At 42.2% G+C, this 16,091-nt stretch carries 13 protein-coding genes; all 13 read right to left on the reverse strand.

Annotated elements, in window-relative coordinates; translation table 11 throughout:
• Window positions 1–359: 359 nt before the first annotated feature.
• Window positions 360–1,598, reverse strand: coding sequence for a BaiN/RdsA family NAD(P)/FAD-dependent oxidoreductase (locus H8S37_RS02910; protein ID WP_186874544.1), 1,239 nt, complete (start codon window positions 1,596–1,598; stop codon window positions 360–362).
• Window positions 1,591–2,514 carry a MurR/RpiR family transcriptional regulator gene (locus tag H8S37_RS02915; RefSeq protein ID WP_186875750.1) on the reverse strand — a complete coding sequence of 308 codons (924 nt, stop codon included), beginning with the start codon at window positions 2,512–2,514 and terminating at the stop codon, window positions 1,591–1,593. Before H8S37_RS02915 ends, H8S37_RS02910 begins: the two co-directional genes overlap by 8 nt.
• A gap of 23 nt (window positions 2,515–2,537) precedes the next feature.
• Window positions 2,538–4,322 (reverse strand): aminopeptidase P family protein, encoded by a 1,785-nt coding sequence (locus H8S37_RS02920; protein WP_186874545.1) that lies wholly within the window; start codon window positions 4,320–4,322, stop codon window positions 2,538–2,540.
• Window positions 4,323–4,480: 158 nt separating this feature from the next.
• Window positions 4,481–5,896, reverse strand: coding sequence for an oxaloacetate decarboxylase subunit alpha (locus tag H8S37_RS02925; protein WP_186874546.1), 1,416 nt, complete (start codon window positions 5,894–5,896; stop codon window positions 4,481–4,483).
• A 17-nt stretch (window positions 5,897–5,913) separates the two neighbouring features.
• On the reverse strand, window positions 5,914–7,065 hold the full coding sequence (locus tag H8S37_RS02930; protein ID WP_186874547.1) for a sodium ion-translocating decarboxylase subunit beta: 1,152 nt from the start codon (window positions 7,063–7,065) through the stop codon (window positions 5,914–5,916).
• Window positions 7,066–7,085: 20 nt separating this feature from the next.
• Window positions 7,086–7,451 carry a biotin/lipoyl-containing protein gene (locus H8S37_RS02935; protein ID WP_186874548.1) on the reverse strand — a complete coding sequence of 122 codons (366 nt, stop codon included), beginning with the start codon at window positions 7,449–7,451 and terminating at the stop codon, window positions 7,086–7,088.
• A 16-nt stretch (window positions 7,452–7,467) separates the two neighbouring features.
• The gene (locus H8S37_RS02940; protein ID WP_186874549.1) at window positions 7,468–8,232 is read right to left on the reverse strand and encodes an OadG family transporter subunit; all 765 of its coding nucleotides are present in this window, start codon (window positions 8,230–8,232) and stop codon (window positions 7,468–7,470) included.
• A 14-nt stretch (window positions 8,233–8,246) separates the two neighbouring features.
• Entirely contained in the window at window positions 8,247–9,686 is a 1,440-nt protein-coding gene (locus tag H8S37_RS02945; RefSeq protein ID WP_186874550.1) for an acyl-CoA carboxylase subunit beta, read from the reverse strand.
• Window positions 9,687–10,338: 652 nt separating this feature from the next.
• Window positions 10,339–12,330: a 2-isopropylmalate synthase gene (locus tag H8S37_RS02950; RefSeq protein ID WP_186874551.1), complete on the reverse strand. Its 1,992-nt coding sequence runs from the start codon at window positions 12,328–12,330 to the stop codon at window positions 10,339–10,341.
• 100 nt (window positions 12,331–12,430) lie between these two features.
• On the reverse strand, window positions 12,431–13,681 hold the full coding sequence (locus H8S37_RS02955) for a D-alanyl-D-alanine carboxypeptidase family protein (RefSeq protein WP_186874552.1): 1,251 nt from the start codon (window positions 13,679–13,681) through the stop codon (window positions 12,431–12,433).
• 59 nt (window positions 13,682–13,740) lie between these two features.
• The gene (gene scpB, locus H8S37_RS02960) at window positions 13,741–14,310 is read right to left on the reverse strand and encodes an SMC-Scp complex subunit ScpB (protein WP_186874553.1); all 570 of its coding nucleotides are present in this window, start codon (window positions 14,308–14,310) and stop codon (window positions 13,741–13,743) included.
• On the reverse strand, window positions 14,292–15,056 hold the full coding sequence (locus H8S37_RS02965) for a segregation and condensation protein A (protein WP_186874554.1): 765 nt from the start codon (window positions 15,054–15,056) through the stop codon (window positions 14,292–14,294). Before H8S37_RS02965 ends, scpB begins: the two co-directional genes overlap by 19 nt.
• Before the next feature lie 67 nt (window positions 15,057–15,123).
• On the reverse strand, window positions 15,124–16,017 hold the full coding sequence (locus tag H8S37_RS02970) for a metallophosphoesterase (protein WP_186874555.1): 894 nt from the start codon (window positions 16,015–16,017) through the stop codon (window positions 15,124–15,126).
• Between the last annotated feature and the right edge of the window lie 74 nt (window positions 16,018–16,091).

Raw genomic sequence — 16,091 nt, forward strand, 5'->3', positions numbered from 1 at the left:
GATAGATACAAGCTGTATCTGCCTTCTGTTCTTTTTTTCTATAGACGGACTTATCCTTTCTTAGCATATGGTATCCGCCCTGAATAAACAAAAGGCTACAGACAAACATTGTCCATAGCCCGCTATACATAAAACGATACGGAAAAAGGAGCAATAATAAAAGAAGATTTCTCCCTTTTACAAATTGCCCTGCTTTTTCCGATGAAATCAAATGTATACTCTCATACGATACTCTGCACAATGTTTCATCGGATTGAATTGCACAGAGTAAAGCTTCTGCTTAGGCGGAAGTTTATTTTCCATATATAATCCCATACGATAACTCCTCCAAATTCCTTTTCTATATCTTCTTCTCTTTTTTAAATCGTATCTGACGCGGCAGCAGCGGCCAAGTATGCCGTACTCCAACAGACTTGCAGGTTAAATCCTCCGGTCAGAGCGTCTACATCTATCACTTCTCCTGCAAAATATAAATGCTTTACCAGCTTTGACTCCATTGTCCCCGGATCGATCTCTTTGACATTTACACCGCCTTGCGTAATAATTGCCTCTTTGTACTCCCTTGTTCTCGTAAGCGTCATTTGGAAATCCTTTATAAGGCTAATAAATCTTTTGCGTTCCTCCCTAGTAATTTCATTTATTTTCTTTTCAGAAGTAATCCCTGATAATTCTACCATAACAGGACGCAATTTTGATGGAAAAAGACTTGCCGCCACATTTTTAAACTGCCTGTTATGATTTGACTCAAACTCACGCAGGACTCTCTGCTCTAACTTTTCTACAGAGAGCGCCGGCTTCAAATCGATATGCAACATCAACTCTTTCTTTTTCAGTATGTTTCCTACAATGCTGCTTGCACTTAAAATGACCGGACCCGTTACACCATAATGTGTAAACAGCATCTCGCCGAACTCTTCATACACCTTCCTTTTCCCATCCGTAATCTGTACACGAATATTTCTAAGGGAAAGTCCCTGCAGCTCTTTCACATACCATTCTTTTACTTCTATTGGAACAAGCGCCGGTAACAGTTCTGTCACTGTATGCCCGCATTTCCTTGCAAACCGGTACCCGTCTCCTGTAGAACCGGTAGATGGATACGAAAGTCCTCCCGACGCTACAATGCAGGCGTCTCCCTCTATCGTTTTTCCGTCTTTTAGACGAACAGCATAAAATCTTTGGTCTTTTACCAGTATATCCGCTACCTCCGTATGCAGATGAATCTGCACGCCCAGCTTCTCCATTTTTCTCTTCAACGCCTGAATAATGTCAGAAGAATGATCGGAAGCGGGAAAAACTCTGCCGCCTCGTTCTATCTTTGTTTTTACACCAAGCCCTTCAAAAAAATCAATCGCCTGTTCATTTGTAAAGCTATAAAACCCACTGTATAAAAATTTAGGATTACGAACCACAGAAGAAAAAAACACCTCTGCATCTGCAGCATTTGTAAAATTACAGCGACCTTTTCCAGTAATAAATAGTTTTTTCCCCAGCTTCTCATTTTTTTCAAATACATGTACTTCGCTGCCTTTTTCCGCTGCAAATACTGCCCCCGCCATTCCTGCGGCGCCGCCGCCGATTATGAGCACTCTACTCATTTTCTTCCTTCTCCTTCTGAAGCTTCATATCACTTACATGGTTCAATTCGTCTCCGCTGTACACCTGATATTCATCCCATATATCCTCCAGCATTTCCAACGTACTGATCACTTCTTTTTGCTTCTTCATACACAGCGCCACTACCAATGCGTTGATCACGCTCAAAGGAGCTACCAGTGAATCCACGATAGACGCCATATCACTTCTGGCAATCAGATTGCAGGAAGAATATAAATTCATGGGGGAATGTACACTATCTGTCAGTGTAATCACCTTTGCTTTCCGATTGCTTGCAAACTCGAGCGCTTTTAACGTACGCATGGAATATCGCGGAAAGCTGATTGCGATGATTACATCCTTCTCATTGATTCGAATAAGCTGTTCGAAAATCTCGCTGGAACTGTTTGTATTCACCAGCACAACATCCTCACATATTAAATTCAGATAAAAACTCAAAAAAGATGCCAGTGGAGCGCAGCTGCGGATTCCAATTACATAAATCTTTTTTGCATTCAATATTGTATCAATGGCAAGCTCAAATGCCTTCTGATCAATCCCCGTCAGTGTGAGCTTGATCTTTTCAATATCGGACTGCAATACGGTAGCAAGAATTTCCGACTGGCTGATTCTTCCGTAAGTCACTTCCATTCGCTGAATCGAATTCAGCCGCGTCCTCACCAGTTCCTCCAGCGCTTTCTGAAATCCCGGATACCCTTTATATCCAAGCTGTGTTGCAAACCGAACTACCGTAGATTCACTTACTCCGACTACTTCTCCCAGTCTTGAGGCAGTGAGGAACACTGCCTTATCATAATTTTCCCGCACATAATCGGCAAGACGCTTCTGCCCCTTGCTCAGCTTTGCATATTTATTTTCCATGCGCATCAATAGTTCATTTGCACTGTTTTCTCCCATTTCCATGTTTCTACCTGTCCTTTTTATATTGATCTTGTATATTCTTTTAGCCAGCTTCTTTCTTCTTCTGATAAATACGGTGCAATGTTTCTATATACCTCTGCATGATAGACATTCAGAAGTTCTTTTTCTCTTTCTTCCAGCTTTTCTGGATTGATGGCATCCAAATCAATCGGCACAAAAGTAAGCGTTTCAAAATACATAAACTGCCCGTATTCATTTTTTTCTCCTGCGCGCACAAGAAGCTCATTTTCTAATCGGATTCCGTAGGATCCTTCGATATAAATCCCCGGCTCATCCGTAATCACCATATTTTCTTCTAACGGATGCATATCGCTTTTGCCGCATTTCCAGCGAAATCCAATAGGCGGCTCGTGAATATTCCCCAAATACCCTACTCCATGTCCAGTTCCATGGTTGAAGTTTAAACTTTCTCTCCAAAACGGTTCTCTTGCCGCATAATCTAAATTGGCTCCACTGCATCCATAGAGAAACCGTACGGCAGACAGCCGAAGCATTCCTGCTGCGACCAGTGTAAAATGATTTTTTTCTTCCTGACTCACTTCACCGATGGCTACAGTCCGTGTAATATCTGTAGAGCCCTCAAGATAATTTCCTCCTGTGTCTGTAAGAAGAAGTCCTCCTTCTAAAATTTGTGCGTTTGTCTCTTCATTTGCACTATAGTGCACAATAGCGCCATGCTTCCCGTATGCACAAATCGGCGCAAAGCTTGGCCACAGGAACCCTTCCTGCTCTGCACGAAGGGCTTCCAGCTTCTTAGAAGCTTCCAGTTCTGTGAGCTCTTTTGCACCTGCATTTTTCTTCAGCCAGTACATAAATTTTGTATGTGCGATTCCGTCTTTTAAATGGGCTCTTTTTATATTTTCCACCTCTGTCGGATTCTTTACACACTTCATCATAATTTCCGGATTTTCTTTCCAGACGATCTTTGACTGCCCTGGAAGCTTCCGGTATAATGTATAATTTACTCTGTCTTTGTCTAAAAGCACCGTATCCTTCTGCAATTTTTTTATCTGTTCATAAATACGGCTGTAAGGCAAAATCGTAATTTTATTTTCTTTTAGTTCTCTTTTTATTTCTTCTGAAAATTTTCTTTCCTCCGCATAAAGCTCGGCTGTATCCAGTCTGATAATCATATAAGACAAAAACAAAGGGAAGTATTCTACATCCTGTCCCCGAAGATTTAAAATCCAGCCAATATCATCCAGACTCGTAAGCACATGCACATCTGTTTTATTTTCCTTCATAACATTTCTTATCTGCTCAAGCTTTTGTGCTGTGCTTTTTCCAGTATACTTCAGAGGAAGGGAAAAAACACTCTTCTGTGATAAAGCAGGCTGTTCTTTCCACACAGAGGACGCTATATCTATATCATACAGGAGTACTCCGCCTTTTTCTTTTGCAATCTCCTCATATATACATCCTGTATTTACTCCTATTGTCCGGCCATCTACTCCGAGCACACCTCTATCCGGCAGCCTTTCTCTTAGAAATTCTTCCACCGAAGGAACCCTCGGCTCCCCCATGCGGTACAATTCAATTCCGCTGCCCTCAAGCTGTCTGGATGCCTGAAGAAAGTATCTCCCGTCTGTCCAAAGCCCTGCTTCTGTTTTTGCAAAAACGGCTGTACCTGCCGATCCGGTAAATCCGGTCAGGTATTCCCGCAGCTTAAAATGTTCTCCTACATACTCACTCTGATGATAATCCGCAGTTGGGATAATACATATGTCTATCTTAGCAGACTCCATGTATTCTCTTAATCTGCAAATCCTCTCTTTTCGATCCATAAGATGCCTCCTCTTGACCTGTAACATTATATCACGAAAGCATTTCCAGCACAAATGAATTTCATACAGAATAAAGCTGTAATCGGACAAAGAAAAAGGGTAAACCGCATCCTTTTTCAAAAATGCCATTTACCCTTTTCGCTTTTACACATTATTTTCTAAACCGGATAGGAACCATTCTCTGTATCTGCTACTTTTGCGTCTACTTTTGTCTGCTGCGCTTCTCTGTATTTAAAGAAGTCTACTGCAACCTGCGGGAAAAGCGCATAGGTGAGAACATCCTCATCCTGCTGTATCCACTGTTCACACTCTTTACGCAGTGTTTCCAGTTCATTTGGAATTAAGTCTGCCGGACGGCATGTAATTACTTCTGCATCTTCTCCAATTACTTTTTTCTGTATTTCCTCATTAAACGGTTTTACTGTGGCACCATATTTGCCAGACAAAATATCCTTCGTCTCTTTTGTAGCCATCTTATACCGTTCGCCCATCAAAACATTAAATACTGCCTGTGTACCGACAATCTGTGAAGACGGTGTAACAAGCGGAGGCTCTCCTAAATCTTTACGCACACGCGGTACTTCTTCCAGAACATCGTAAAATTTATCCTCTGCGCCCTGTTCTTTTAACTGTGAGGTCAGGTTGGAGAGCATGCCTCCTGGAACCTGATATAAAAGGGTTTTGATATTAACACCCATATTCTTTGGATTTAACAGTCCACTTTCCAGAGCATCATCTCGGATCGGTCTGAAGTAATCTGCAATCTCCGCAAGCAGATTCTGATCCAGGCCTGTGTCATACTCAGTGCCCTTGAAGGTCTCTACCATCACTTCTGTCGCCGGCTGTGAAGTTCCCAGGGCAAACGGTGACATTGCCGTATCAATGATGTCTGCACCGGCCTCTACTGCTTTTAAATAAGTCATAGAAGCTACACCGGACGTATAATGTGTATGCATCTCAATCGGAATATCAACAGCCTCTTTCAGCGCTGTCACAAGCTCTGTCGCCTGATATGGGCAGAGCAGACCTGCCATATCCTTGACACAGATAGAATTTGCGCCCATATCTTCAATTCTTTTTGCCAGCTCCATCCAATACTCTAAGGTATACGCATCTCCCAATGTATAGGACATTGCCACCTGTGCATGTGCCTTCTCTTTATTTGCAGCCGTCACTGCGGTCTGAAGGTTTCTGATGTCATTTAGACAGTCGAAAATACGGATAATATCAATTCCGTTTGCAACAGATTTCTGTACAAAGTACTCAACCACATCATCTGCATACGGACGGTAACCAAGAATATTCTGTCCGCGGAAGAGCATCTGCAATTTTGTGTTTTTAAATCCATCTCGGAATTTACGAAGTCTGTCCCACGGATCCTCATGCAGGAAACGAAGAGATGCGTCAAATGTCGCTCCTCCCCAGCACTCTACTGCATGAAATCCAACCTTATCCATTTTCTCTACGATTGGTAACATCTGTTCTGTCGTCATTCTGGTTGCAATCAATGACTGATGTGCATCACGCAGAATGGTCTCTGTTATTTTAACTGGTTTCTTTTCAATTTCTGCCATTTGCTTTTCCTCCACTTTTATTTAACGCCAAAGATTGCCATAAATGTTCCGGCTGCAACTGCGGTACCGATAACGCCGGCAACATTTGGTCCCATCGCATGCATCAGCAGGAAGTTCGTAGGATCCGCCTCTGCTCCGACTTTCTGTGAAACTCTGGCTGCCATAGGCACCGCAGATACACCTGCAGAGCCGATCAACGGATTTACCTTTCCTTTAGTAGCCCAACACATCAGCTTACCGAACAGTACCCCTGCCGCTGTACCAAATGCAAACGCAATCAATCCAAGGATAACGATTTTGATGGTATCCCAATTCAAGAATGCTTCTGCACTTGTTGTTGCGCCTACAGATGTGCCAAGCAAAATAACTACAATATACATCAGTGCGTTAGATGCTGTCTCTGTAAGCTGTCTTACGACCCCACACTCTCTGAACAGGTTACCAAGCATCAGCATACCTACCAGAGGAGCCGTCGTAGGCAGAATCACGCATACAACAATTGTAACAATAATCGGGAACAAAATTCTTTCCAGTTTGGATACCGGCCTTAACTGTTCCATCTTGATTTGACGTTCTTTCTTTGTCGTCAGAAGTTTCATAATCGGCGGCTGGATAATCGGCACCAGTGACATATAAGAGTATGCTGCCACTGCGATTGGCCCTAAAATTGCCGTCTGCTGCAGTTTTCCTGCCAGGAAAATAGAAGTCGGCCCGTCTGCCCCGCCGATGATAGAAATTGCCGCGGCAGCCTTGTCTGAAAATCCCATCGCCATTGCTCCGAGATATGCTGCGAAAATACCGAACTGAGCTGCTGCACCGAGCAGGAAGCTCTTCGGATTTGCAATCAAGGGGCCAAAGTCTGTCATTGCTCCGACTCCGAGGAAAATCAGAGATGGGAGAATTGACCATTCATCAAGTACATAAAAATAATAGAGAAGCCCGCCTGTTCCATTTGCCGCATCTTCGGCATGAAGCATAATATCTGGATAAATATTAACCAGCAGCATACCAAACGCAATCGGAACGAGCAGAAGCGGTTCAAAACCGTGTCTGATTGCTAAATAGAGAAATATACATGCGACGCCAATCATAATCAGGTTTCCGACCGTAAGGTTCATAAAGGCAGTCTGCTGTACAAGATTCCCCAGCGTATTTGAAATATATTCCATTTGTCAAACCTCCTGGTAAACTAGTTTAATGTAGCCAGTACTGCTCCTGCTTCAACGGCGTCGCCTACTGCTACATCGATACTAGCAACTGTACCCGCTTCCGGGGCTACTACTGGGATTTCCATCTTCATTGCTTCAATGATAACAACAGGATCTCCCGCCTGAACGCTCTGTCCTACATTTGCCTCAATTTTAAATACTTTTCCTGCCGCCCCTGCTTTTACCTGGATACTTCCTGTTCCCGCTGCTTTTGGAGCCGGAGCTGCTTTCGGAGCTGCCTTTGGAGCCGCTGCCGGTGCTGGAGCTGCCGGTGCTGCACCTGCTCCTTTTTCTTCTACTGTCACATCATATACATTTCCGTTTACTGTAATTGTATAATTCTTCATTTTTATTTCCTCCTGATTAATTCCATTTATTTGATTTTCTTCTCTTAATTGAACGAACCACAAAACCATCCGTAGAAGTTCCTTCAGAAGCAGCAACTGCCGCCGCGATAACCGCCGCCAGCTCCTCGTCTCCCAAATCAGTCTCCGCAACAGATTCTTCTGCTGTCTCCGGCACCTTTGCCGGCTCTGCCTTTGCCTGTTTTTTGAATTTCTTTTCAATTGCAGGGATAAGTTTAAACAGGGAAATAATAAATGAAATAAAAATCAGTACTACGAATACGGTTCCCATTCCCAATATTGTATTAAGTCCTGCCTTTTCAAGAATTTCTCCCATTGAATACTCTGCGCTGACAGTCAGGCTTTCCATATTCATTTCTTCATCAAATGCAAATTCGATTGTCCCGCTTCTATCCTCAAATTCAGCCGGTGCCGTAAGCTTTACGCCTTCATTTGTAGTCTCCATTTCAAATGCTTCATTTTGAAGATAGGTGCCACATTCTTCCTGTCCGGCTTTCCATGCCTCAATCATCGTCAGAAAATCAGCCGGCTCCATTTTTATTCCTGATTGGAGCAATGTCAGATTCAGTTCTAAGTCTGACATGTCTTCAAAGACTTCAAAATCTGTATCTGTCATGTTGCTGAAACTAAACAAAATGGCCTCTGCCTGACTTTCCAGAGTTGCTTTATCATATTCTGCCGCATCAGAGGACTTGCTGCCACATCCTGTAAATCCAAGGACGAGAATGAGGACAAGTCCTAATAAACTAATTTTTTTCTTCACTTCGCCTCACCTCACTAAACCGTTCCGTGTTTTTTATCCGGACGATCCTCTCTTTTTGTGAACAGCATTTCAAATGCTCCGATCACATATTTTCTTGTATCCGCCGGCTCGATGATTGCATCTACATACCCTCTTCTTGCCGCAGAAACCGGGCTTGACTGTAGTTCCTTATATTCTGCCGCTTTTTCTTTTAATGTGTCCGCATCTGCATCCGCATACATAATCTTTGCTGCAAGCGCAGAATCCATCATGCCAATCTCAGATGACGGCCATGCATACACCATATCCGCGCCAATCGACTTACTGTTCATGGCTACATATGCACTGCCATATGCTTTTCCCACAATGACATTTACTTTCGGAACAGTCGCATTTGCAAAAGAATACGTCATTCTTGCGACTGCCCTTGCCATGTTCTTCTCAGATTCAACTGTTGCGGCAAATCCTGCTACATTTGTCAGTGTGAGTACCGGAATAGAGAAAGCATCACAGAAATTCACGAAATCAATTGCCTTTTTACAGCCGTCTACTGAAAGAGCACAGTCGAATTCCTCTGCAATATTTCCTTCCTCATTGTACACTTTAGAGCGGTTACCTATAGCGCCTACAGTCATTCCATTCAAACGGATGAATCCCGTCACCATATCTTTTGCATACTCTTTCTTTGTTTCAAAGAAAACCTGGCTGTCAGAAAGCATGGAAAGCGCGATAGACGCATCCTCCGCAGCATTTGCAATCTCTCCACAGACACGATTCAAATCATCTGTACATTCTGTATAGGAAAGGTCATCCTCGTAATTTGCTGGAATCAAGCACACAAGAGAACGAATCTGCCCGAGAATTTCCTCCTCTGTGCCAATGCTGTCTACCAGTCCGGCTGTTTTACTCTGATACTCCGCACTTGATGTATCGCATTTAGAAATTTCATTTCCTTCCAGTGCATTTGGAGAATTCACAAACAATTTTCCTTCTTTACTCTCCATAAACGTAAAGTCTGTCAGTCCTGGCACCACTGCAAGACCTCCGCCGCACATACCAAAAATAGCCGTAATCTGTGGTACGACACCAGATGCCATAGACTGTTTGTAATAAAGACTGCCGAAAGCTTCAAGGGCGTCTGTCGCCTCTTGCAGTCTTAATCCTGCACAGTCAATCAGACCGATAACCGGAGCTCCCATTTTCATTGCCATATCATATATATTGGCAATTTTTTTTGCGTGCATTTCGCCAACTGCTCCCTTTAATACAGTGGCATCCTGGCTGTATACATACACAAGATTTCCATCGATGACCCCATACCCTGTAATAACACCGTCAGACGGAGTCTCTTTTTCTTGCAGATTGAAATCTGTGCTTCTAGCCGTAACAGCACCGCCGATTTCAACGAAGCTTCCCTCATCAAGCATAGCGGCAATTCTTCTGCTTGCTGAGTTTCCTGTTGCATTGTAGCTCATATTCTAGCCCTCCATATAAATAAATTTGTTTTACATAAACCAAAATTTCTGCCTATTTTAGTATATACTACTTGTCCTAAAATTTCAATTCATAAATATCCAAAATGACATTTTTTTCACATAGTGAAATATAAAGTTAATTGACGAAAGAATGGTACGCAAAAAGAGAAGGCAGTGCAACGCAGGTCAGGGCTCCACTGTGGTAAATCCGATTGAATGTTTGTAACAGTGTAGAAGCATATCGTCCATTGGAACTCCGTGCTTCCCACTTAACAAACAGAACAATCTGTATCTACCAAGCTCCGCTTAAAATTCTCTGCTTATGCACTGCCTTCTCTTTCTGCTTACGTCCTTCCCCAATTAAATTCACAATTTCAGACAGAACAGAACCGGCTTCACGTTGTTATAGCCCTTCAATTAGAAGTATCTATACTACTTCCGATTGGAAATGCATAGCAGCGTGAAGCCGATTTTTTCCGTTACTAATTATAAACTTAAGCTGGCGAAAGTGTAAGCTCAATTCCGCATACGCTCTATTTCGCTATCGGCAGTAGCCGAATGAAAAGAAGCATAAAGTCCCCTGCTTACATGCAAGCATGACGCAGGGCCCTTCTGTTCTTTTCGCACTGCTTGTTGCTTCGTTAAATTTATATTAAGCTTTTCTGTTTCTAAACTGTACTGGTGTGATATTATACATTTTTTTGAATATGCGGTTAAAGTGTTCTACATTCTGATAACCCACTGATTCTGCAATGCTTTCTACGGTGGCGTTGCTGCTCCTGAGCAGTGCCCTTGCCTTTTTCATTCTTACTTTTTTAAGTATATCTCCGAAAGTCATGCCCGACTTTTCTTTGATATATTTAGAAAGATATGGCTTAGAGAGATAAAATTTCTCAGACAAATCATCTAAGGTCACTTCTTTATAATTCGCATAAATATAATTTGTAATCTCCAGAAGCCGTTCATCTTTGCAGGAATCTAAATTAGCGATTTCTTCTATTTTGTTGACTGCTACAACCAGCGCCTCTACAGATGCCTTAATAATATCGGCATCTATGCCGACACCCCAGTATTTCCTTTTATTGCAGATAACGCCTACATAGGCAACCGCCCGGGAAGATGAGCCTTTTGTCAGAGAATGTTCCTCATAAAAGGCCAGTTCATAGCTGACGTCAAAATAATGTTTGATCGCATTGCTGACTGCATCCAGACGTCCATTTCCCACCCCTGTAATCAGCCGGTTATTTCCCTTATGATGAATCGTCGCCTCTGCCACAATTCCATCTTCCTGTTTAAAATGACACGCATCTACTGTAAAAATACTCTTTGCATTGATATAATGGTCTTCGAAAATATGATATACCCAGTCTGGCGTCAATTCCTTATGTGCTTTGTCCGATACATCCTTTACGAGGTATCCCACTTCCTCCTTCATCTTTTCTGGAAGACTGATTCCAAAGCTTTGTTTTAATATATAATTGATACCGCCCTTTCCTGACTGACTGTTAATCCGAATTACGTCCGAATCATATCTTCTGCCCACATCCTGGGGATCAATCGGCAGATATGGAACCGTCCATGTCTCACAGTTCTTTTCTTCCCGCCATGCCATTCCTTTGGCGATTGCGTCCTGGTGGGAACCGGAAAATGCGGTAAATACCAATTCTCCTGCATAAGGCTGGCGTGGTGATACCTTCATTCTGGTAACGCGCTCATAGACTTCACATATATCACTCATATCTGAAAAATCCAGTCCCGGATCTACTCCCTGGGAAAACATATTCATAGCCAGTGTAATAATATCCACATTTCCTGTTCTCTCCCCATTTCCAAAGAGTGTCCCCTCAATACGATCCGCCCCCGCGAGGATTCCAAGCTCCGCATCGCTAATTCCTGAACCTCTGTCATTGTGCGGGTGCAGAGAAAGAAGCACATTTTCCCTGTAGAGAAGATGCTTATGGAAAAATTCTACCTGGCTTGCAAACACATGAGGCATTGCGTTCTCTACAGTTGTAGGAAGATTAATGATTGCCTTGTTTTTCTTTGTAGGCTTCCATACCTTTAAAACTGCATTGCACACTTCCAATGCATAATCTACTTCCGTTCCCTGAAAACTTTCCGGACTATATTCAAATGTAAAATTTCCATCTGTTTCTTGTGCCAGCTTTTTTAAAAGTTTCGCGCCGTCCACTGCAATCTTTTTGATCTGCTCTTTGTCTTTTTTAAATACTTGCTCTCTCTGTGCCACAGAAGTAGAATTGTATACATGTATTACAGCGTGTGGCGCTCCTTTTACTGCCTCAAATGTTCTTCTTATAATATGTTCCCTCGCCTGTGTAAGTACTTGAATTGTAACGTCATCCGGAATCATATTTTGTTCTATCAGTGCACGTAAAAATTGATATTCTGTCTCTGAAGCCGCGGGGAATCCTACCTCTATCGACTTAAAGCCTACATCTACAAGAAGCTGGAAAAATTCCAATTTTTCCTCCAGGCTCATAGGTTCAATTAACGCCTGATTCCCGTCTCTTAAATCCACGCTGCACCACATAGGCGGCTTTTCTATATAATCTTTTTTTACCCAGTCATAACATTCCTCTGGAGGCATGAAATAGGTTCTCTCATATTTCGCACAATTTTTCATTTTCTTTCTCCTTATATTTTATCAATTTGGTTGTCTTTTTTTATCTTACCCTATACTATCACAGCGCCTCCATATATACCAGTGGTAAAATTAATCATTTTTATTGATTTATTTTAATCTTCCTGTCTTCGTTCAAAAAATAATTCTGAAAAATAAAGGAACAGCTCCAAGAAAAAGAACGTTCTGCAATTGTCTCATCTGTCACAATCTCATACTCTGCTACCTTTTCATTTCCAAGTGTATATATAACTTTTCCTACCACATTTCCTTTTTGTACAGGAGCTTTCAATTTATCCGGCATTTCACAGGTCACTTCTACCTGCTCATCCTCCCGCAGAAGGAGCATACAGCTTTTTCCCTTCACTCTGGTTTCTATTTCCAGTTTTTCTCCCGGAAATGAATCTTCTGTTACACCATTTTCTACAACAACTTTGCTCTCTTCTATTTCTTTCCATACGTCCCTGTATTGATAGTTTTCAAGTCCGTATGTCATAAGCTTTCTAGTATCGCTCCATTTATATCCTTTATTATTTGGCCACCCACAGGCAAGCAGTGCTACGATAAATGTCCGTTCTCCATCGGATAACGCCCCTACATAACAGTACCCTGCATCTGCTGTAAATCCGGTTTTTCCGGAGATCGCTCCATCCATCATATTCAGAAATGCATTGTGATTAGAGCAATGGTAATTCCCATTTCCGGAACAGTCTGAAAACTGATATTCCTTCGTCTGTGTGATCGCAAGAAATTCCTCTGCTTTTGGTGAGTCCATAATACAGTATTTCATAATTACAGCCAGATCCTCTGCCGTAGTATGGTGAATGCCAATTTCATCCTGCGCATCCAGCCCATTCGGAGTGATAAAATATGTATGATTACATCCTAATTTTTCTGCTTTTTCATTCATTTTTTCAGCAAATTTCTCTGTGCTTCCCGAAATATGCTCTGCAATTACAACAGCCGTATCGTTGTGAGACTCCAGCATCAGAGAGTAAAGAAGATCTTTTAAATAAAACTCCTGTCCTTCCTTCACTCCTAGTTTTACCTCCGGCTGGGCCGCCGCTTGCGCGCTTGCCACCGCTTTTTCTTCCATATTTCCAAGCTCCAACGCCAGAATACACGTCATAATCTTCGTTGTACTTGCCATTGGACGTTCTTCTTGTCCGTTTTTGGCAAATAAAATACGCCCGCTGTCCGCATCTATTAACACTGCCGACTGGGCGTATAAATTCTCTGGTTCTTCTATTTTCTTTTTTATTTCTTCTGTCGGTGCAGCCTTTATTACGGTTCCTGGCAGCAGGCAGAGAAAAAGCGCCAGAGAAAGAACTGCGCACAATATCCTTTTTTTCATTCTTTCCTCCACAGCACATCCTTACTACTATGTATGCTTTCACATTAGGAAATAGAACTTTATATATCCAGCTTCAGCTGCACCTCGTCTTCTGCCTCTTCCTTAAAATGCTCTATCTGTTCTTCATTGAGTGAAGGCAGCTCATCCAAAGACTGCACGCCAAACCTTCTTAAAAACTCTTCTGTGGTTTTAAATAAAAGCGGTCTTCCCGGCGCTTCCAGCCTGCCCGCTTCTTCCGCCAGTCCGTATTCCACCAGTTTATTTACTGCGTGATCGGATTTGACTCCCCGTATTTTTTCGATTTCTAGTTTTGTCACCGGCTGTTTATAAGCAATGATCGAAAGTGTCTCTAACAAAACGTCTGTAAGAGCATATCGTTTTGGCTGTTTGGCTATTCGGATCAAATATTCATAGTCCTCTTTTTTTGTGCACATCTGGAAGGAATTGTCAAGTTCAATGATGCGCACGCCTCTGTTTTCTTCTTCGTAGCAGTCCATCATATTGTGGATGATCCTTCGCGTTGTATCTTCATCGTGCTCAATCGCCGCCGCTATTTTTTCAAGCTCTACCGAATCGCCCATTGTAAAGAGAATTGCCTCTATAATTCCCTTTAATTTTTCGATTTCCATCCTTGTCCATTCCTTTCAATCATAATTTCATCGCAGATGCCTGCCTGCTCCACCCGAATTGTCCCCAGCTTCATAAGCTCCAATACGGCAAGAAACGTAACTACTGTCTGTATTCTGCTTCTCTGTTTTTCAAGCAGGCTTTGAAAAGAAAATCTTTGATACTTTTCTATATACTCTTTAATATAAGAAAGCTTGTCATTTAAAGTAACTTCTTCTTTCTCAATCCTTCCAAATTTACTCCTGACCGGATCGATTTTTTCGTCTTGCCGCTTTAAAACGTCTTGAAAAACTGCCTGCAGCTTCGTAAGCGTCAGATCCCTCAGCAGCATATCCAAATCTATCGGTTCTTCATATTCCTTAACCTCCAATGGTATGGTCGGATTTTTATAGAGCACACACTCTGCGTCTGTCTGCCGTCCTTTTAATTCTTCCGCCATGTATTTGTACATTTTATATTGAAGAAGCTGTTCTACCAGTTCTTTGCGTGGATCCTCTTCTTCCCCTTCTTCATTTACTTCCTTTGGAAGCAGCATTTTGCATTTAATATCCAGAAGGGTCGCTGCCATAACAAGGAATTCGCTCATCACATTTAAGTCTTTCCTCTGCATGTTCCTTATATATTCCATATACTGATTTGTAATTTCCACAATCGGGATATCGTAAATATCTATTTTATTTTTATCAATCAGGTGCAGCAGAAGATCCAGCGGACCTTCAAACACCTCCAGCTTTACCGGAATCCCCATATTTCCTCCATCTTACTGCTTGTCCTTGTACACCAACGTTACTCATTATAAGTGAATTTTCTTAATTTCACAAGTGATTCTTTCCATCCGGACCATACAGGCAGACAGAAACAACCTCTGCTTTGTTAAACAGACGGATTTTAATTGTATGCATGCCAAGTCCCCTGCTCACAATCACAGCCTGATTTTTATCCTTTCTCATTTCTCCAGAATACTTTGGAAACAGCTTAAGCTGCGGCGTAATGATACCTCTAAATCCCGGTACTCTGACAAGCCCTCCATGTAAATGCCCTGCTAGTACAAGGTCTGCCCCCCATTCTTTATAAATTTCTGAAAAAGCGGGGTTATGCGCCAGTAATATTTGCAATTCATCCCTTGCAGCAGTTCCAATCCGTTTCCTTATGTCCTCTTTTTTTATAGGAAATGTCTGAAATTTTTTGTATGTATACAGCGGCAGCTCCAGCCCACTGATGCATAGAGCTGTACCTTTTATTTTCAGATGGACTGTTTCATTTTCCAGGAAGTGAACCCCTGCCTTTAGAAGCCTCTCCTTATATTCGTGATATGTATTTCCGAAATATGCAGTCCTTTCTTTCATTCGCTGCTCATGGTTTCCATTTGCATAATAAACCGGACAAATAAGCGGAAGCCGACGCACAAAGTCCAATGCCGGCTCTGCCAGGACCCCTTTTTTCCCAATCAGCATATCTCCGCCAATCAGTATAAGATCCGGCTTTTCCGCTTTTACAGACTCATACAATATTTTATTTTTATTTCCATATACTTTATTATGCTGATCGCTAAGAAATACAATTTTTATCTTTCCCGATGCGCTGGAAACTTTTTCTGTCTGAAACATATATTTTGTAACCTGAAAATATTTCTGTTCCCTGCACATCTCTGCAATACATCCCCCTACTGCCGCCGCCATAGCAGAAATCAGCATCCCTATCCCTCTCACTTATGCCTCCTCCTTAAGTCTTTCATCAACTGCGCTGTCCAATAAAATCAGCATTGTCTTTTTCTATTATAAGG

The organism is Mediterraneibacter hominis (assembly GCF_014287475.1).
Taxonomy (GTDB): domain Bacteria; phylum Bacillota; class Clostridia; order Lachnospirales; family Lachnospiraceae; genus Mediterraneibacter; species Mediterraneibacter hominis.